General features: G+C 45.1%; 15 protein-coding genes, 1 rRNA gene and 1 riboswitch. All 16 genes read left to right on the plus strand.

Going from position 1 to position 17,946, the window contains the following annotated elements; genetic code table 11:
- Positions 1-211: 211 nt before the first annotated feature.
- The 16 genes from rrf (at position 212) to feoB (ending at position 17,944) form a co-directional block, all read left to right on the plus strand.
- A 5S ribosomal RNA gene (gene rrf / locus AC1ECB_RS24015) occupies positions 212-328 on the plus strand.
- Positions 329-565: 237 nt separating this feature from the next.
- Positions 566-688, plus strand: a riboswitch (SAM riboswitch).
- Positions 689-771: 83 nt separating this feature from the next.
- Complete coding sequence (locus AC1ECB_RS24020; protein WP_485666148.1) at positions 772-1,827, plus strand: methionine ABC transporter ATP-binding protein; 1,056 nt, start codon at positions 772-774, stop codon at positions 1,825-1,827.
- Positions 1,796-2,449 carry a methionine ABC transporter permease gene (locus tag AC1ECB_RS24025; RefSeq protein WP_485666149.1) on the plus strand — a complete coding sequence of 218 codons (654 nt, stop codon included), beginning with the start codon at positions 1,796-1,798 and terminating at the stop codon, positions 2,447-2,449. Before AC1ECB_RS24020 ends, AC1ECB_RS24025 begins: the two co-directional genes overlap by 32 nt.
- A gap of 32 nt (positions 2,450-2,481) precedes the next feature.
- Positions 2,482-3,753 (plus strand): exonuclease SbcCD subunit D, encoded by a 1,272-nt coding sequence (locus tag AC1ECB_RS24030; RefSeq protein WP_485666150.1) that lies wholly within the window; start codon positions 2,482-2,484, stop codon positions 3,751-3,753.
- The gene (locus AC1ECB_RS24035) at positions 3,750-6,962 is read left to right on the plus strand and encodes an AAA family ATPase (protein WP_485666151.1); all 3,213 of its coding nucleotides are present in this window, start codon (positions 3,750-3,752) and stop codon (positions 6,960-6,962) included. The genes AC1ECB_RS24030 and AC1ECB_RS24035 overlap by 4 nt, the downstream gene beginning before the upstream one ends.
- 195 nt (positions 6,963-7,157) lie before the next feature.
- Positions 7,158-8,042 (plus strand): diacylglycerol/lipid kinase family protein, encoded by an 885-nt coding sequence (locus tag AC1ECB_RS24040; RefSeq protein WP_485666152.1) that lies wholly within the window; start codon positions 7,158-7,160, stop codon positions 8,040-8,042.
- A 58-nt stretch (positions 8,043-8,100) separates the two neighbouring features.
- On the plus strand, positions 8,101-8,574 hold the full coding sequence (locus tag AC1ECB_RS24045) for an 8-oxo-dGTP diphosphatase (RefSeq protein WP_485666153.1): 474 nt from the start codon (positions 8,101-8,103) through the stop codon (positions 8,572-8,574).
- A gap of 566 nt (positions 8,575-9,140) precedes the next feature.
- A complete protein-coding gene (locus AC1ECB_RS24050) occupies positions 9,141-10,010 on the plus strand; it encodes an energy-coupling factor ABC transporter ATP-binding protein (RefSeq protein ID WP_485666154.1) in 870 nt (289 codons plus the stop codon).
- Positions 10,003-10,836: an energy-coupling factor ABC transporter ATP-binding protein gene (locus AC1ECB_RS24055; protein WP_485666155.1), complete on the plus strand. Its 834-nt coding sequence runs from the start codon at positions 10,003-10,005 to the stop codon at positions 10,834-10,836. Before AC1ECB_RS24050 ends, AC1ECB_RS24055 begins: the two co-directional genes overlap by 8 nt.
- Positions 10,829-11,500 (plus strand): energy-coupling factor transporter transmembrane component T family protein, encoded by a 672-nt coding sequence (locus AC1ECB_RS24060; protein ID WP_485666156.1) that lies wholly within the window; start codon positions 10,829-10,831, stop codon positions 11,498-11,500. Before AC1ECB_RS24055 ends, AC1ECB_RS24060 begins: the two co-directional genes overlap by 8 nt.
- Positions 11,501-11,680: 180 nt before the next feature.
- Positions 11,681-12,913, plus strand: a complete 1,233-nt coding sequence (locus AC1ECB_RS24065; RefSeq protein WP_485666157.1) for an LL-diaminopimelate aminotransferase — start codon at positions 11,681-11,683, stop codon at positions 12,911-12,913.
- Between the two features lie 296 nt (positions 12,914-13,209).
- Entirely contained in the window at positions 13,210-13,833 is a 624-nt protein-coding gene (locus tag AC1ECB_RS24070; RefSeq protein WP_485666158.1) for a DUF3793 family protein, read from the plus strand.
- Positions 13,834-13,938: 105 nt separating this feature from the next.
- Positions 13,939-14,952: a GGDEF domain-containing protein gene (locus tag AC1ECB_RS24075; protein ID WP_485669398.1), complete on the plus strand. Its 1,014-nt coding sequence runs from the start codon at positions 13,939-13,941 to the stop codon at positions 14,950-14,952.
- 30 nt (positions 14,953-14,982) lie between these two features.
- Positions 14,983-15,270: a DUF2325 domain-containing protein gene (locus AC1ECB_RS24080; RefSeq protein ID WP_021168341.1), complete on the plus strand. Its 288-nt coding sequence runs from the start codon at positions 14,983-14,985 to the stop codon at positions 15,268-15,270.
- A gap of 58 nt (positions 15,271-15,328) precedes the next feature.
- Positions 15,329-15,559, plus strand: a complete 231-nt coding sequence (locus tag AC1ECB_RS24085) for a FeoA family protein (protein WP_485666159.1) — start codon at positions 15,329-15,331, stop codon at positions 15,557-15,559.
- A gap of 45 nt (positions 15,560-15,604) precedes the next feature.
- Positions 15,605-17,944: a ferrous iron transport protein B gene (gene feoB, locus AC1ECB_RS24090; protein WP_485666160.1), complete on the plus strand. Its 2,340-nt coding sequence runs from the start codon at positions 15,605-15,607 to the stop codon at positions 17,942-17,944.
- The last annotated feature ends 2 nt before the right edge of the window (positions 17,945-17,946 follow it).

The raw sequence follows: 17,946 nt of genomic DNA on the forward strand, positions 1-17,946 counted from the left end.
AGATAACGAACTAATAGATTAATCCTAATGCGCAGTCTTTCTTCTGTGAAGTTTTCAGGGAATAAAAATAATGTATTGCCTTAGACTGTTCAGAACGTGACATATGCTAGGCGGAGTGAGGACGTACCCGGAGTCGTACTGGAAAGTACGTCGGAGGGAACGCCCGGAGCGACAACGACGCAGATGGTGCGTTATCAACAGTCGTAACATATCCAGTGACGATAGCTGTGGGGCTCCACCTGTTCCCATACCGAACACAGTAGTTAAGCCCACAAACGCCAAAGGTACTTGGTTGGAAACGGCCTGGGAGATTAGGAAGTTGCTGGTTGAAAAAACACCTACTAACTGTTGTAGGTGTTTTTTGTTTTTCCGAAAAGATTGGACTGCTGCTCAGAGTGGATGCCAGGTGGAGTGAGGTCGCCATAGTCAAAATAGAAGTATGACTATGGGATAAGTGATAACCAAGCGAGGGAGAGCTGTAAGCATAATAACTTACATTTTTTGCTTGACAGCATTTAGGCCCTGTGCTACTATGCTAATATAGTCCATGAATTGAATACCGTATTTTTCATCAAGAGTTGGCTGAGGGACTGGCCCTATGAAGCCGCGGCAACCATCGCATATGCATTTGCATTGGCGGAACGGTGCCAATTCCTGCAGAAGCCCGCAAGGGACTGGCAGATGAAGAATAGCATAGTTAGTTAATTATGCCTCTTCTTCTGTGAAGAGGTTTTTTTATTGTCTGAAATTAAAGGAGGAACTTATATAAAAATGATTATATTAACTGGATTACAAAAAATATATCATGGAGGAACAGGTACTGTAAAGGCACTTGACAATGTATTTCTTGAAATCGAACAGGGTGAAATTTTTGGCATAATTGGTAAGAGCGGTGCAGGGAAAAGCACGCTAATTCGCTGTATCAATCTGCTGGAACGCCCTACTGCTGGCCGGGTATTGGTTGATGGTCAAGATATGACTAGTTTATCTGAAGCTGAGTTACGAGAGGCACGTAAAAGCATGGGTATGATTTTTCAGCACTTTAATTTGCTTTCATCTCGTACTGTACTTGAAAATGTTGCTTTCCCGCTGGAGATAGCTGGTATCAGCCGTGCTGAAAGAGAGGAGAAAGCATTACCCTTATTAGAATTGGTTGGCCTGACAGACAAGAAAGATGTTTATCCGGCTCAACTTAGTGGTGGACAGAAACAGCGAGTGGGTATTGCCAGGGCATTAGCCAGTCAACCTAAAGTTCTCTTATGTGATGAGGCAACTTCGGCGCTTGATCCGCAGACTACGGAATCCATTTTGGCGCTTTTGAAAGATATAAATATAAAGTTGGGTCTGACTATTGTTTTAATAACACACGAGATGCATGTTATTAAGGCAATTTGTGACAGAGTTGCTGTTATTGAAGGTGGACAGTTGGTTGAGACTGGTAAAGTATTTGATGTATTTACTAATCCGCAATCAGCAACTGCACAGGATTTCATTAAAGCAGTAGTAAATAACAAAGTTCCAGATACATTAGTAGCCTTATTGTCAGATATCCCAGTGGCTGGTGGAAATCTCGTTGTGAGGTTATCTTTCTTCGGGCACGCAACCAATGAGCCAGTTATAGCTGGACTTATTCGTCGGTTTGCTGTAGATGTAAATATTATTTCGGGAAATATTGATCATCTGCAGAACACTCCTTATGGCACGCTCTTGATTGAGCTATCTGGTAAGGATGAAGATATCCAAAATGCACTAATTTACTTGCAGGATCTAGATTTAAGAACAGAGGTGATTGGTTATGTCGCAAGACATGCTCATGTTGCTGGTTGAGGGACTAGGAGAAACTTTTTATATGGTAGCTGTTTCATCGCTGGTTTCAGCACTTTTTGGGATTCCCTTAGGAGTTATCCTAGTGACAACCGGTAAAGGTCATATCAAGGAAAATCTTTTATTTAATCAAACGTTGGGCGCCATTGTGAATGCTGCTAGGTCAACCCCCTTTATTATTCTGATGGTAGCTATAATTCCTTTTACCCGCATTATTGTGGGTACATCTATCGGCACAAATGCCGCCATTGTGCCGCTTACTATTGCTGCTATTCCGTTTCTCGCCCGGGTTGTTGAGTCGGCAATTAAGGAAGTGGATGCCGGTTTAATTGAGGCTGCACAGTCGATGGGAGCATCACCTAGCCAGATTATTTTAAAAGTACTTATTCCAGAATCTATGCCTTCTATTGTGCTTGGAATAACGCTGACAGTAATTAGTCTCATCGGCTACTCTGCCATGGCAGGTGCTATAGGTGGCGGTGGATTAGGTGATTTGGCCATCCGCTATGGCTATCAACGCTTCCGCGTTGATGTTATGTTGACTACAGTAATCATTCTAATTGCAATGGTGCAGATCGTGCAGTCTAGTGGTGATTATTTTGCTCACAAGCTTAATAAAAGGTAATACATATGATACGTAAAAGGAGTAGCAATACCATGCGAATTTTACATACAGCCGACTGGCATTTTGGCAAGTCTATTGAGGGGCGAGACAGAATGCCTGAACAAGTGGCATTTGTGGAAGAGCTGTGCACTATTTGTACAGAGGAACAAGTTGACTTGGTGTTGGTGGCTGGTGATGTATTTCAAAGTTCTAATCCTAGTGCCGCTGCGGAGGAGCTTTTTTACTATGCCGTGGACAAGTTAGCCAATAATGGCAAACGTGGTGTAGTCATTGTGGCTGGCAACCATGATAATCCTGACAGATTGTGTGCTGTGTCGCCGCTGGCTGGACGATTAGGTATTACGTTAGCTGGTCTCCCTAAAGATGGGCTTGGTCCCACTATTCCGGTGGCTGGAAGGGTGCATCGGGTAAATGGTGGACCGGCCTGGTTGGAATTGGCTGTGCCGGGAGTTGATCATACGGCTATTATTGCGGCTTTGGCATATCCGTCAGAGGGACGGCTCAAAGAGGTTTTATCGCAGTCGATGGAGGATAAAGATTTACGTCAAGGATATAATGACCGGTTGGCGGGCTTGTTTAGCCAACTAAATACTAAGTATCGGTCAGATACTGTAAATTTGGTTGTAAGTCATTTATATGTGCGCGGTGGGCTTGAGTCTGATTCGGAACAACAGATTCAAATCGGGGGGGCTTATGCTGTTGACCCATTGGTATTTCCGGCTGATGCCCAGTATATTGCACTTGGTCATCTTCATCGACCGCAATATGTAGGCTCTACAGCAGCTCCTTGCCGTTATGCCGGTTCGCCACTAGTTTACAGTTTTTCCGAGATTGGATATGCCAAGTCAGTAACTCTTGCTGATATTAAACCAGGTAAGATGGCAGTTATTCGCGAGGTGCATGTGACCTCAGGTAAGCCACTAGCTAGATGGCGGGCAACCGGTGGTCTGGCTCAGGTGCGAGAATGGGTAGCAGCCGGGCGGGATAAAGATGCCTGGATAGAAGTTGAATTGGAGATGAACAAGGCCTTGACTTTGGAGGAGATTCATGAGCTTAGGGGCTTGCACTCTGGCTTTGTTACTATCAGGCCGGTATTTAATTCCCCCGAGGGAGAATCTGACAAAAAGCCGGTACGGCTTAACAGCCTGCCGCTCAATGAATTGTTTATCCGGTTTTATAAGCAGCAAAATGGTGGGCTTTTGCCTGATGATAACCTTGTGGAGCTATTTCTGGACATAAGCCAGAGTCTTATACAGGAGGAACAGACGGCTGAGTCGGGGTTAGCTGGGGAGGGGCAAGCATGAAACCGATAACTCTCAAAATTGCTGGTCTCCACAGCTTCCGCGAGGAGCAGGAGATTCCTTTTGAACAGCTATGTGAGCTTGGTGTATTTGGGATTTTTGGACCGACAGGCAGTGGTAAATCGTCGATACTTGATGCCATGACCTTGGCATTATATGGAGCTGTAGTTAGAGCTGGACGGCGGACGCAGGGTATATTAAATCACGCAGAAAAGCAGGTTAAAGTAGCCTTTACCTTTGCCTTAGGGCAGGGCGGCGAGCGGCGCCTTTATCGGGTCGAACGCCGATATACCCGTAAAGATCAGGTTGCGGTGTCCAACACCTACAGCCGTCTGGTGTCAATAATGAATGAGCAGGAAGAGGTTCTTGCCGACAAGGACCGTGAAGTTACAGACCAGGTTACAACCCTGCTTGGATTGCGTGAAGAAGATTTTACTAGGGCTGTGGTGTTGCCACAGGGAAAGTTTGCCGAATTTCTTAATTTAGGTGGCAAGGAACGGCGTGAGATGCTGCAGCGGTTATTTTCGCTGGAACAATACGGCAATGTACTGCTAAATAAGATCAATGAGCAATATAGAATGGTGGAAATAAGCTATATTGAAATAGAAAGTGAACAAAAAGGCCTGGGGGATGCATCTCCGGCAGCTGTTGCTACAGCTCAGGCGGTGTTGACAGTTACTAAGCAAGAGGAAACAGCTGTCTTAAAACAATACCAGGAGGCAGAACAAGGCTATAAGGAAGCCAATGAAGTCTACAACCTGCAAAGCGAATTAAAGAAAAAAGAGACTGAGAAGGCAGTTCACGGCCAGCGTGAAGATGCGGTGAAGCAGCAGGCAGCAGTGCTGGCCGCCGCTGAAAGGGCAGCGCGGATCGCCCCGGCACTGGAGGAGTTTTTAGCCAGTCAAATGGCTGAGCGGGCAGCTGATAAAAATAAAAGGCAAGTGCTGGGGCGGGTTAATGAGCTATCTGAAGATTGCAAGCGGCTAAGTGCTGGCTATATAGCGGCGCAGCAGACCAGGATAAGAAAAGAACCGGAACTGATTGAACGGCGGACAAAATTAGAAGCAGCGGTTAACCTTGAAGCTGAAGTAAATAAATTAGCTACAGAGACAGCTGGATTATCAGAACAACAGCAGGTGTGCCAGCAGGCCTGTCAAGCCGCCAGCCAAGCAGCCGCTGAAAAGGGCTTCCATAGCCATAAGTTAACAGATAGCATTCAAAAGCTGGAGCAGCAGTTACTGTCAGCCACAATCAGCACCAAACAGCGGAGTCAGGTGCAAGTCTGTATGGCGCTGGCGCAGATGGCAAAGCAAAATAGGTTAGCAGCTGATAAGATAAAAAAGGCGGGCGCTGTGCGCAAACAACAGTATGAAGTTACGCGGAGCGCTGCCTACAAGGCGGAAGAACAATTACGTCAAGCTGAAATAAGGCTTAGTGAGCGGGAAACAGCTGAAGCCAAACTGACAGAAGAACAGTTAACTGCTGCGGTGGCTCAGCTTAACCAATTGTTTGCAGGTGAAAAGCAGGCTGCTGCTATGCGGTTAGCAGGTGAGCTAACCGCAGGCAGTCCTTGCCCGGTATGTGGTTCAGTAAGTCACCCTCAACCGGCAGGTGTTGGACAACATGGCGGGGAGATGCGGGATCAGGTTAATTTTGATCAGGAGATTGCGGCTACCAAAGAGCACATTGCTAGACTAACCTTAACGTTGTCTGAAGCAAGTAAAAAAGCAGTTATTGAACGTCAAAGCCTCAATGAGGCTCGTACGGCAGCAGTTGCACTTACCCAGCAGGCAGCTAGTGCTCTGATTGAACTGGATAAAATAAGAGAAGAATATGTTGAGGCGCAGGCGGCAGTTGCCGACGCAGATAACCAGCTTATTGCCGCACTACAGGCTCAAAGTATTGTTGCTTTTTTGTCTAATGAGACCGCTCTTACACAGGTAGTTGAGCTGCAGCAACATATTAGTAAGCAAGATCAATTGGCTGAAAGCTTAGCCAGGCAACTGACAAACTACCGTCAGGAACAGGCAGCTTGTCAAATGGAAATTACTTCTATTCAGCGCACTATTCAAACAGGTGAAGCGGAATTGGCGGCATTGACTGCCAGATTAGAGAGTCTTACTGATCTGGTAGCAACCAAGCGGCAAGAACTTTTTGTGGTTACAGGGCAAATACCAGCAAGCCAACTGCTAGCCCGTACAGCTCAGGCCCTTGAAACTGTTCGTCGTGAGGAACAGGAGGCACAAGCTGCCTATGAGCAAGCGGCTGAGGCGTTTGCTGAAGCCGAACAGGCGCGTGTTAGTGCGGAAACTAGTTGGCAAGAAGCCGTCCTGCGGCGAGAGAAGCTGCAAGTACGTCTAATGGTCAAGCTTAGCGAAGAGGGGTTTGTCGATAGCGAAGCCGTTAAGGGCGCCCTGTTGCCCTTAGAACGTCAGGAGGAATATCGCCAATTGCTTAAGGAGTACGCAGAAACTGAGCAGCGGCTAAGCGCCCAGTGCGAACAACTGGTAGAAACGCTTAGGGGGCGGAGTGTAACTTCGGTTGGGTGGGAGCAGAGCAAACAGGAGTTAATCCAGGCTGAAACGAACAAAAGTGCAGCTATTGAGCGCCGGGTGGAGGCAGATAAGGAGTACCGCGATCTCACAGAAAAATATCAGCGGTGGTCACAGCTTGAGAACAAGCGGCTGGCAATTAAGGTACGCAAAGACGGCTTGCAGGCACTTAAAACGTTGCTGCGGGGTAATGTATTTATTGAGTTCTTGGCACAGGAGCAGATGGGACTTGTGGCCTGGCAGGCATCTGAACGATTAAAAGAGATTACGCAAAATCGATATGCACTGGAAATGAGTTCTGATGGCGGTTTTCTTATTCGTGATGATACTAACGGTGGGGTAAAGCGTCCGGTTAGTACACTGTCAGGCGGAGAAACTTTCCAGGCTTCCCTGGCGTTGGCGTTGGCACTGTCTGCCCAGATTCAGCTTAAAGGCAAATATCCGTTGGAATTCTTTTTTTTAGATGAAGGATTTGGTTCGCTTGATCAACAGGCGCTGGATGTTGCTATGGCAACACTGGAAAAACTGCACATTGAGAGCTTAACCATTGGTATTATCAGCCATGTGGCGGAATTGAAGCAGCGAATGCCGCGCCGTTTGTTAGTTGAGCCGGCAGAACCGGCTGGTCGCGGCAGTCGGGTTAGTATAGAGGAGGCGTAATAACTTTTTCTATGTAGGATAAATTTTTCGTTAAGAATATCTACACAGTGGCTGTCCAGGATAGCAAGCATTGTGTTATAATTTTGATAAAAAATACGAATAGTGTTGAATGGGAGCAAGGGAAAAGGAGATTTGGCACCGGTGTAGGTGCCGAATGTAGTGGGTAGATTTTACATAATACTGGAGAGGCTATATATGAAAAAATATGTATTAATATACAATCCAGTAGCAGGTGATGCTAAGTTTAAGTCTAGACTGGATGAAGTTGTGGAATACTTACAAGTATCTGATGGGATAGTGTTGCCTTTTCGCACCAGATATAAGGAAGATATCCGGCCATTTATCAGACAGATCAAAGAGATCGGCGCTGACGGCTTAATTGTATCTGGTGGTGATGGCACAGTGCATCAGGTAATTAATGCTATGTTGATAGAAAATGTTGATATGCCTGTTGGCATTATTCCCAGCGGAACTTGTAATGATTTTTCCAGCCATATAAGCTGTGATAAGAATTTATCCAAGTGTCTTAGTGCTGTCACCGGCGGGCAGTGGCGAATGGTTGATGTGGGCAAAGTAAATCAAGAATATTTTCTAAATGTTGCCAGTGCGGGACTGCTTACTTCGGTAGCCCATAGTGTGGACGCTTCTCTTAAAAATACTGTTGGGCGGCTGGCATATTATTTTAAAGGCTTAGGACAATTGCCTAACTTCCAGTCACTGCATGTGAAAATAACGGCAGATGGCCGGGTAATTGATGGTAATATTTTACTATTTTTAGTGATGAATAGTGGCATAGTGGGCAGCTTTCCCTCGTTGGCTCCGGAGGCCAGAATTGATGATGGTAAACTGGACTTATTGATTATTAATAAATGTAGTATTTCAGAGCTTATGGGTTTGTTTGTCAGTATGTTTTCCGGACGGCATATATTAAGCAAGCATATCCGGAAATTACAGGCCAAAGAGTTGTATATTGAATGTGATGAACCTGTAGAAAGCGACCTGGATGGTGAACAAGGGCCGCTGCTGCCCTTGACTATTTCTACGGTTACGAAAAAACTGAAGGTATTTCAACTGTCCTGAACGAAAGGTGTACGCTTTATCATCAAGAGTTAGGCTATATACTAAAAGGGGGACTACTATGCGTTCAACAACATTGTGCTTTCCCATTCAAGGTAATCCGGCCCAGCAAATCTTGCTTGGAATGAAAAAGACGGGGTTTGGCCGGGGTAAATACAATGGTTTTGGCGGTAAACTGGAAGCTGGCGAGACGCCGCTGGGCTGTGTGGTGCGCGAGTTGGCCGAAGAGTGCGGTATTGTTGCTGAGGAGGCTGATCTCAGGCCAGCGGGAGAGTTGCTGTTTATTTTTCCTGCCAATCCGGATCTTAATCATGATGTGCATTTGTATGTACTGCATAAGTGGCAGGGTGAGCCACAGGAAATGCAAGAAATGAAGCCAGTGTGGTTTGATGTTGCTGAGATACCTTATGCTGAGATGTGGGCAGATGACTGCTACTGGTTACCAGCTGTGCTTAAAGGAAAAAAAGTTAATGGCAAGGTGGTTTTTTCTGATAATAATGAGGCTGTGGATGGTATTACCATCCGCACCGAATAGCTATATAGCAAAAAGTAATTGACAGACAGTATGAGGGTTTGCTATACTTTGCTATAAATATATAATGATATTGTCGATGACCAGAAAGAGTACATATGTCAGAGAGCCACAGAGAGCCAACACTAGTGGGAGTTTGGCGCTGCTCAGCATATCGAATGGGCCTGGGAGATACAGTCTGAGCCGGCATAGCCGGGGTAGGCGCTGTCGGGATTTTTCCGCCGTTACCAGGAAGCAGGTATCAGATTTTTTTCTCGTACCTAGTAAGCCGGGCCGGTTTATCAGGCCAATTAGGGTGGCACCACGGGTTTAATGATACCCCGTCCCTTAAGTCATACAATTAAGTAGGTATGATTTGAGGGATGGGGTTTTTTGCTATATTTTGTGGCGTATATTCTAGAAATGCAGATAAGCCGCCATCTGCGTTGTTGCTCCTGCGGGCTTCACTCCAGCGTACGCCCGGTACGCTTGCGTTCCAGTCCTCGGAGAAGCTTAGCAACTGACGACTTCTCGGCAATTCCGGCAGTTCATTATTATAAAAAAACAATATAACCAAGAAGGAGTACGTTATGATGGCTGTGAATTTTGAACATTTTTCTTACGCTTATCCGAACAGTGATGTGGTTCTTGATGATATTACTCTGGATATTCCCCGGGGTTCTTTTACCGTTATTACCGGGCCCAGCGGGGCAGGCAAAACTAGTTTGGCACTGGCGGTTGCCGGTGTGGTGCCCCATTATTTTGGCGGGCGGCAGGGAGGCTCTGTGCAGGTTGGTGGCGTTATCGCCGCGCAAAGCAGTATGGGCGAGCTGGCTAAGCAAGTAGGCACTGTATTGGCTGATTACGAAAGTCAGTTGGTGGCATTAACGGTAGCAGAAGAAGTAGCATTTGGTCTGGAGACTTCCTGCTTCGGCCGGAGTGAGATTGCCGAGCGGGTTAATCAGGCGCTGGCGCTGGTGGGGTTGGCTGGGTTAGAGGATCGCGAAGTGGCCGGGTTGTCAGGCGGTCAGAAGCAGCGGTTGGCGATTGCCGCTGTGCTTGTTACCGCTCCAGAGATACTGGTTCTTGATGAACCAGCTTCGGCGCTTGACCCGGAAGGAGCAGCCGGGATTTATGAACTATTATATAAGCTTAATTGCCAGGGGAAAACAATAATTGTTGTGGAACATCAACTGGCGCGCGTATTACCTTATGCCAGCCAGGTTGTTGTTTTGCAGGCAGGTCACCTGCAATTCGCAGGTGACCTGGGACAGACGCTAGCATTTATGTGGGAGCAACCTGCGCTTAGGTTGGGCGTACCGCCATTGTGGGCCATTAAACTGACCCTTGAAGAACAGACCGGACTAACCTTAACTGCTTGGAAAAGTGAAGACGAAGCAGCCGTAGAACTGAACAAACTGATGCGAACGTGTGCAGAAGGAGTGGCCAAAAGTGCCTGAAACACTTTTAGAGATACAAAAATTAGTTTTTACCTATAAAAATGCCGAACAAACGCTGGCTGAGGTGGACTTTGCCGTCAAAGTCGGTGAATTTGTAGCAGTAGTTGGGCGCAACGGCAGTGGCAAGACAACACTTACCCGTTTGGCGATGTCATTGATAAAGCCGGCCAGTGGTAAAATTACCTTTCAGGGGCAAAACACGGCAGCCTTGACACCTGCTGATATGGCCCGCAGTATTGGTTATGTTTTTCAAAACCCTGATAGGCAAATTTTTCATGATACTGTTGCCAAGGAAGTAGCTTATGGTCCGCAGCAGCTTGGCCTTGCTCCTGAGGAACTGAGCCAATCGGTGGCATGGGCGCTTAGGATGACCGGTCTGACTGAATTGGCCGGTAGTTTTCCTCGTTTGCTCAGCCGGGGACAAAAGCAAAAAGTAGCCATTGCGTCAGCCATTGCTATGCAGCCTAAAATGCTCATTCTGGATGAGCCTACCAGCGGGCAGGACCCTTGGGAGGGACATAACTTGATGGAGCTGTTAGGCAGCTTAAATCAACAAGGTATTACCATAATTCTGGTTACCCATGACATGGAGCTTATTGCCAAATATGCGACTAGGGTTGTGGTGCTTGATCGAGGGCATAAAGTATTTGATGGTACGCCGTTAGAATTGTTTTCTGGTGGTCGCGATATCGCTGCCTGGGGTTTACTGCCGCCAACTGCTGTTGGGCTTGGTCAGCAGTTGGCTGGCGTAAATGCACAAAATGCGGCTGAGTTAGTCAATCAGGTTATGTCAACAATTAAAGAGAGGGGTGAAGACTATGCCTAAACTTGCGCCGCTCACCAAACTGATTTTTACAGCTGTCGTATCAGTATGGGCGTTACTCATTCCTACGCTAACAGGCCAAATTACATTGGTTGTTGGTCAATTGCTGCTACTGGGCCTTTATCGCCCCTTAGGTAAGCATTGGCAGGCAGTTAGTGGATTGGCTCTATTTGCCGGCCTGTTGGTAGCTATTCAGTATGTGTTTGGCAGTAGCCTGGAGTTTTCAATGATGTCCGGCTTCAAGATGCTTGCGATGTCGCTAGTCTTTGTTTTTATGTTAGCTACCACCCGGTTGCAGGATTTGACGGCTGCGCTGGTTAGTCAGTGCCGGATACCTTATGAATATGCTTTTATGTTTACTTCAGCATTACGTTTTGTGCCTGATTTCCTTGAAGAGAGCAAGGCCGTGCGCGAAGCGCAGGCTTGTCGCGGTTATGTTTTTCGCGGTAATCCGGTAAAACGGCTCATGGATTATATAGCCATTGTTGAGCCATTGGTTTTACGGGCCATTTCCCGGTCGGAAACTATGGCCATGAGCCTGGAACTGCGGGGGTTTGGCCGCAAGGGACGACGGCAGTTTACTGCCGATGTAGCCCTCAGCCGCCCTGATTATGCCGCTATGTTGTTTATGCTGCTGCTGACGATTGGTTTGATGATTGTACGATAAATTGAGATAGTTGTTGCCACAAGCGGCAGCAACTATTTTTTGTAAGGACATGAAGGAAAAATGTACATGTAGCAGAATATAATACCAAATATCAATCATTAATGATTGCATTGACCCCGTTATTTTGGGGAATAATTTTAAAACTGCTAATTTATTCAAACAGGAGAGGAGTTTTCAGCAATGGCCCTGATTAACGAAAATTATCTTAAATTGCAAGGAAGCTATTTATTTGCTGAAATAGCACGACGTATAACCAAATTCAAGGAAGATAATCCCAGTGCCGATGTTATCAGACTCGGAATTGGCGATGTTACCCGACCGCTGCCTGAGGCTGTAATTAGGGGGCTGCACACGGCCGTTGATGAAATGGCTGATGTTAAGACCTTCCGCGGCTATGGCCCTGAGCAAGGCTATCAGTTTCTTATTGAGAAAATCATTGCTACTGATTATCAATCACTGGGCGTCAGCCTGGATGTGGATGAGCTATTTGTCAGTGACGGTTCCAAAAGTGATGTCGGTAATATTCAGGAAATCTTCGGCGTGAACAACAGAGTAGCTATTACTGATCCCGTATATCCGGTTTACCTGGATACTAATGTTATGGCTGGACGCACGGGTGACTTGGTCAATGGTAAATTCGCCGGTGTGACCTACTTGACTTGTAATGCCGAAAACAATTTTACCCCAGCGTTACCGGAGGAGAAGGTAGACATTATTTATCTTTGTTTCCCCAATAATCCCACAGGCACGACGCTGCCTAAGGAAGAACTAAAAAAATGGGTGGACTATGCTAAAGCTAATGGGGCTATTATTCTCTATGATGCCGCTTATGAAGCCTACATCCAGGAACCAGGCATTCCCCATAGTATTTATGAAATTGAAGGCGCAAAAGAGGTGGCTATTGAATTTAGAACCTTCTCCAAAAACGCCGGTTTTACCGGCACGCGTTGTGCTTTTACTGTAGTACCTAAGAGTGTTTTGGCAGCCACTAAAGATGGTGGTCAATATCCGTTGAATAAGCTATGGAATCGCCGTCAGACTACTAAGTTTAACGGCGTGCCATACATCATCCAACGGGGAGCGGAGGCTGTATATACGCCAGCAGGGCAGCAGCAGATTAAAGCGCTTATTAACTACTATATGGATAATGCAAAAACCATCCGGGAAGGGTTAAAAAGTATCGGGCTAGATGTTTTTGGTGGTGTTAATGCACCCTACATTTGGCTCAAAACGCCGCAAGGCCACGATTCCTGGTCATTTTTTGATAAGCTCCTGAATGAAGCTAACATTGTCGGCACCCCGGGAGCTGGTTTTGGCCCGGCTGGCGAGGGTTACTTCCGGCTTACCGCCTTCGGTAGTCAAGAAAGTACCCAGGAAGCTATTGAACGTATTAAAACTAAGTTAAGTTTATAAGACCTAAAGCAGGGGGATCATTTTTGTGCTTCGTTTGGCGAAGTAGAAGAATATTCTTCCTGCTCGGGGTCAGAGCTAGATGGGATACAATAACAGGCGAGTGTAGTAACTAATATGTTATCACTTAAGCCTGTTTTTTGTCGGGCAATTTTAATAATATAACTAGGCGGCTGCAAGAAAAAGAACACCTATTATTTGCCTTGGGGCTGTGAAAAAAAGATTGACAAAAGGGCAGTAAAGTAATAATATTTAATTGAGAATGATTCCCGATATCGATTAAGCGGTTTTAAAAATATATGAGCGTTTGGGGTGAAGTTTTGAAAAACGTTTTATTGCACAAATTTATTGCTATATTAAATACTTTTAGTGATAGCGAATATCTTATGGCCAAAGTTGAATTAGAAGTTGCACCAGTACTTGTAGGATTAAAACCATCCTCACTAATGACTTTCAGCAAAGATTCACGTAATCATTATCAAATTTGGGAAACATTTAAGGATAAGTGTTGTGAGGAGCTGAAGTTGCAATATTTTGAGATGAGAAAAACCGAAAAGTATGTATTAGTGTTATTCTATAATCCTGTTTTATTGTCAGAAATTGTACTAAACACTGAAAACAAAGATTTTTTATTAGGCATAGGATATGAAGAAGAACTATCATTGAAACAAATTTTACAGATTCTTAGGGAACGATTTAAGCATGGATTTCCCCATAAAATAGGTTTAATTCTTGGTATATCCAAGGAAGATGTTAATGGCTTTATAGAAAATGGGGGATCAGAGTTCCTGTTTTGCGGTTATTGGAAAGTCTATTATAAACCCCAGGAGGCGAATAAATTGTTTCATAGATATGATATGGCCAGGTGTAATGTTATGCAAAGTATTTGTCAGCGAAAGAACTTGTTATCGATGACCGCGTAAACAAAAGCCGATACTTATTACTTTCTATCAGGTAAGCTGTATATAATGTACCAAGTTTAAGGAGGTATCGAGCTGAAGAGTAAGCTTCGGTTTTTATTTCTTGTGATGATGCTCATCCCACAAGGGATTATGTTCGGGTTAGCCAAGGGTACTACGTTAGTAAATGATAAATGGTTTAGTCAAATAGAAGCTGTATCATTGGTGAGTGCTCTACTTTTAGCGCTTGTGACCCCGAGTATGATAAATGAGTGGTTGATTGGTAAGCCTTTAGAAAAAATGCGGTTCTTTTGTTCTAAGGTAAAGCAGGGGGATTACCGGGAGAGATTAGCTTTGCCTAACGAATCCAGAGATAGGGACGATGAGGAATCTATAACTATCCTCATGCGCGATATGAACTGGATGGCACGGCAGATTGAATTGAGAGAACAGGAATTAAAGCAGGCAGTAGAAACCGTAAGGAAATCTCGCCAACACATTGAGAAGCAAAATCAATCGTTGGCTGAAACAAATGCGGAATTAATGGTAATTCAAGGGCGGTTAAATGAAAGAACAACTGAACTGGAGAATGCTTTCCAAAAAATGAAAGTGATGGCGTTGACAGACCCGCTTACAACGATAGCTAATCGACGATGTTTTTTCGATACATTGGAGCAACAATTGGCTGCTTTGGTATGTAATTGTCGGCCTATTTCATTGGTTATGATTGATGTTGACCGGTTTAAAACAATAAACGATACATTTGGGCATGAGGCTGGCGATAAGGTTTTGCGGGAACTTGCCGGGATTATCCAAAAATATAGTCGGGAAAATGATTTAGTCGCTCGCATCGGCGGCGAAGAATTTACTGTTTTGTTACCTGGAGCCGGTTTACGAGAGGCGGTTGTTGTTGCCCGTAGAATTAAAACTGCTGTTTCGAGTCGCATTTTTGAGCTGGGTGATGAGCAACGAATTTCCATAACAGTATCTATCGGTATTTGTACATTGTCCCAAACCCCATGTTTTGCCAGAAATAATTTATATAAGTATGCTGATCAGGCATTGTACCATTCTAAAAACAACGGGCGAAACAGTATCTCTATTTTTGATCCTACTATTCGGTCAGTAGTAAAAGTTAGCTAAAAATGCAATTTGATAAGGAGGGGAATTTGTATGTCAGTTGTAGTTGTTGGGGGTGATTATCTAGGCAGTATTGAAAAGAATTTGTACTCTATGGGGGTTACTGAATTACTACATATTTCCGGGAGAAAGTCTTTTGGTAAAAACAAAATAAATGTACCAAGAGATACTGCTTTTGTTTTAGTATTGACTGACTATGTTAATCACTGTGCAGCCAAGAATGCAAAACTTGTAGCTAAAGCACAATCAATACCGTTAGTTTTTGCAAAAAGATCATGGAGTGCAGTTGAAGAAAAACTTCGCGAAAGTAAGATTATTTAGTAAGGCTGCGAATATACAGGGGGTAAGTAATTATGACTTTAAATATAAGGAGGATACGATGATTAAAACACTCAACCAGTTAGGTTCCGGTGAAACAGGCGTGGTGATAAAGGTGTACGGAAGCGGGCCGGTGAAACGACGGATTATAGATATGGGCATTGTTGCCGAAACTCTTATTCAAGTACAAAAGTTGGCCCCTCTTGGTGACCCAATGGAGATTAAGGTAAAAAACTTCAATCTTTCTCTACGTAAGTCGGAGGCAGCGCTAATTGAAGTTCAGACGCAATGAGCTGGAAGGCATGCTGATGATTTAGAAGGAGGCTTAATAATTTCAATGAAAAATTTGACAGTGGCTTTGGCGGGCAATCCTAATTCCGGCAAGACCACTATTTTCAACAATATTACCGGAGCGCGCCAGCATGTGGGCAATTATCCGGGGGTAACAGTAGAGCGAAGGGAGGGTTTTCGTCGTTACCAAGGCAAGGAACTATTGCTGGTAGACTTGCCAGGAACATATAGTCTGACAGCCCATTCGCTGGATGAGTTGGTGGCACGTAACGTGATAGTCAACGAAAAACCGGATATCATAGTGAATATTCTGGATGCATCCAACCTGGAACGTAATTTGTATTTGGCGGTCCAACTACTGGAGCTTGAACGTCCAGTGGTATTGGCTTTAAATATGACTGATGTGGCGGAAGAGAGAGGCCTAAAAATCAATGATGAGTTGTTAAGCCGTAAACTGGGTATTTCAGTGGTTCGTATGGTAGGCAACCGTAACCGGGGCACGGACGATCTCCTTCAAATGGTGTCAGACGCTGCAGAGGCAAATGAGCACCAGCCCTTCAATTTGGACTATGGTCAGGAGATTGAGGCCAAAATTAAGCTGGTAATCGAGTCTCTCGAAGCCTTGACCGAGGTTAAATATCCACTACGGTGGCTTGCGATCAAGCTGCTTGAAAATGACCAAGATGTTAGCAAGGCAATCAAACTGGTAGTGGGCGGGTCAAAGATTCTGACGTTGGTTGAACAAGCCAGAGGCGAACTGAAAGCTAATTTTAACGATGAGCCGGAACTTGTAATAGCTGAAAGCCGTTACCGTTTTGTCGGCGAAGTATACCGGCAAGCTGCACCTACTAATAATGATCTTGGCAAGACCACATCGGACAAATTTGACAATGTTTTGACTCATCGTGTACTTGGCTTACCAATATTTTTTGGCATTATGTGGTTATTATTTAATATTGTTTTTACTGTTGGGGCCTATCCGCAAGACTGGTTGGAACAAGGAATTACATGGGGCGGGGCATTTCTTGGCCAGAATTTGGCAGATGGCGCTCTCAAATCACTGGTGGTCGATGGTATTATTGGCGGAGTGGGAAGCGTCATTTCTTTTCTGCCAAACATTTTATTGCTCTTTTTAGGAATAGCATTGCTTGAAGATACCGGCTATATGGCCAGAGCCGCTTTTGTTGTTGACCGGGTAATGCGCGCTGTTGGTTTGCACGGTAAATCTTTCATTCCACTTCTTTTGGGTTTTGGTTGCAGTGTTCCCGCCATCATGGGAACTCGTACCCTGGAAAATCCCCGGGACCGGATGGTTACCATCCTTGTTGCTCCGTTGATGAGCTGCAGTGCTCGATTGCCGGTCTATACCTTGCTCATCGCTGCCTTCTTTTCTCCGCAACTTGCTGGCACAGTCCTATTTTCTGTCTATGTCGTAGGCATTGTATTGGCTATATTTATGGCACTAATCTTCCGTAAATTCCTATTCCCCGGAGCGGCCGAAGCTTTTGTGATGGAGATGCCACCTTATCATTTGCCGACAATACGCAGTATTTTTACGCATATGTGGGAGCGCAGTGTACTGTATTTGAAGAAAGCGGGTACGCTGATTCTAGTCGCTTCCATCCTGGTTTGGTTTGCCACCAATTACCCTACAAATGTTGAATATAGTAAGGACTATGATCAGGAGAAAACGCAAGTCGAAGAAAATTTTAGCGCTCAAGTCACGCAAAATATTTTAATTCCGCTACAAATTGAGAACCCGGAAGATAATGAAGCCTTGGGTGCACTTGTGGGTGAGATCGCGGCAATTAATGATGCGAAAGATAAAGAGGAACAAGCTTTATCAGCTGCGGCGATAGCTGATAAGCTGGATGAACTCCAGCAAGACCAGTCTTTATTGTATCCTTATGCTATGCAGTACTATGAATTTGAACAGGAGAAACAATCTGAAACTGAAAAAATTGATAAAGATCAGGCTGGCGAGAAATTGGACAAAAGTTATGCCGGACAATTTGGGAAAACAATTGAGCCAGTAATTCGGCCATTAGGCTTTGATTGGAAAATTGGTGTCGGTTTAGTATCAGCGATGGCTGCCAAAGAAGTCCTGGTAAGCACTCTTGGCACTATCTACGATGTAGGCGAGGTCGATGAGGAGGATTCAAGCAGTCTGCAAGAGGCACTAGCTGCCGACCCGGCTTTTAGTCCGCTGGTGGCCTATTGCCTGATGATATTTACGCTCATTTATTCTCCCTGCCTGGCTGCACTCGCCGTCTTGCGGCGTGAAACCAATTCATGGAAATGGCCGGCCTTTAGTTTTTGCTATTCCACCGTTTTGGCCTGGATCATTACCCTGGTTGTTTATCAGGTGGGTATGATGTTGAGTTGAGA

This window comes from Sporomusa sp. 246TCP1 (assembly GCF_057319775.1).

Coding starts and splice junctions, on each gene's coding strand:
- AC1ECB_RS24045 (WP_485666153.1), top strand. CDS start 8,101: ATGCGTTCAACAACATTGTGCTTTCCCATTCAAGGTAATCCGGCCCAG.
- AC1ECB_RS24060 (WP_485666156.1), top strand. CDS start 10,829: ATGCCTAAACTTGCGCCGCTCACCAAACTGATTTTTACAGCTGTCGTA.
- AC1ECB_RS24075 (WP_485669398.1), top strand. CDS start 13,939: ATGATGCTCATCCCACAAGGGATTATGTTCGGGTTAGCCAAGGGTACT.
- AC1ECB_RS24030 (WP_485666150.1), top strand. CDS start 2,482: ATGCGAATTTTACATACAGCCGACTGGCATTTTGGCAAGTCTATTGAG.
- AC1ECB_RS24080 (WP_021168341.1), top strand. CDS start 14,983: ATGTCAGTTGTAGTTGTTGGGGGTGATTATCTAGGCAGTATTGAAAAG.
- AC1ECB_RS24085 (WP_485666159.1), top strand. CDS start 15,329: ATGATTAAAACACTCAACCAGTTAGGTTCCGGTGAAACAGGCGTGGTG.
- feoB (WP_485666160.1), top strand. CDS start 15,605: ATGAAAAATTTGACAGTGGCTTTGGCGGGCAATCCTAATTCCGGCAAG.
- AC1ECB_RS24025 (WP_485666149.1), top strand. CDS start 1,796: ATGTCGCAAGACATGCTCATGTTGCTGGTTGAGGGACTAGGAGAAACT.
- AC1ECB_RS24070 (WP_485666158.1), top strand. CDS start 13,210: ATGAGCGTTTGGGGTGAAGTTTTGAAAAACGTTTTATTGCACAAATTT.
- AC1ECB_RS24020 (WP_485666148.1), top strand. CDS start 772: ATGATTATATTAACTGGATTACAAAAAATATATCATGGAGGAACAGGT.
- AC1ECB_RS24065 (WP_485666157.1), top strand. CDS start 11,681: ATGGCCCTGATTAACGAAAATTATCTTAAATTGCAAGGAAGCTATTTA.
- AC1ECB_RS24040 (WP_485666152.1), top strand. CDS start 7,158: ATGAAAAAATATGTATTAATATACAATCCAGTAGCAGGTGATGCTAAG.
- AC1ECB_RS24050 (WP_485666154.1), top strand. CDS start 9,141: ATGATGGCTGTGAATTTTGAACATTTTTCTTACGCTTATCCGAACAGT.
- AC1ECB_RS24035 (WP_485666151.1), top strand. CDS start 3,750: ATGAAACCGATAACTCTCAAAATTGCTGGTCTCCACAGCTTCCGCGAG.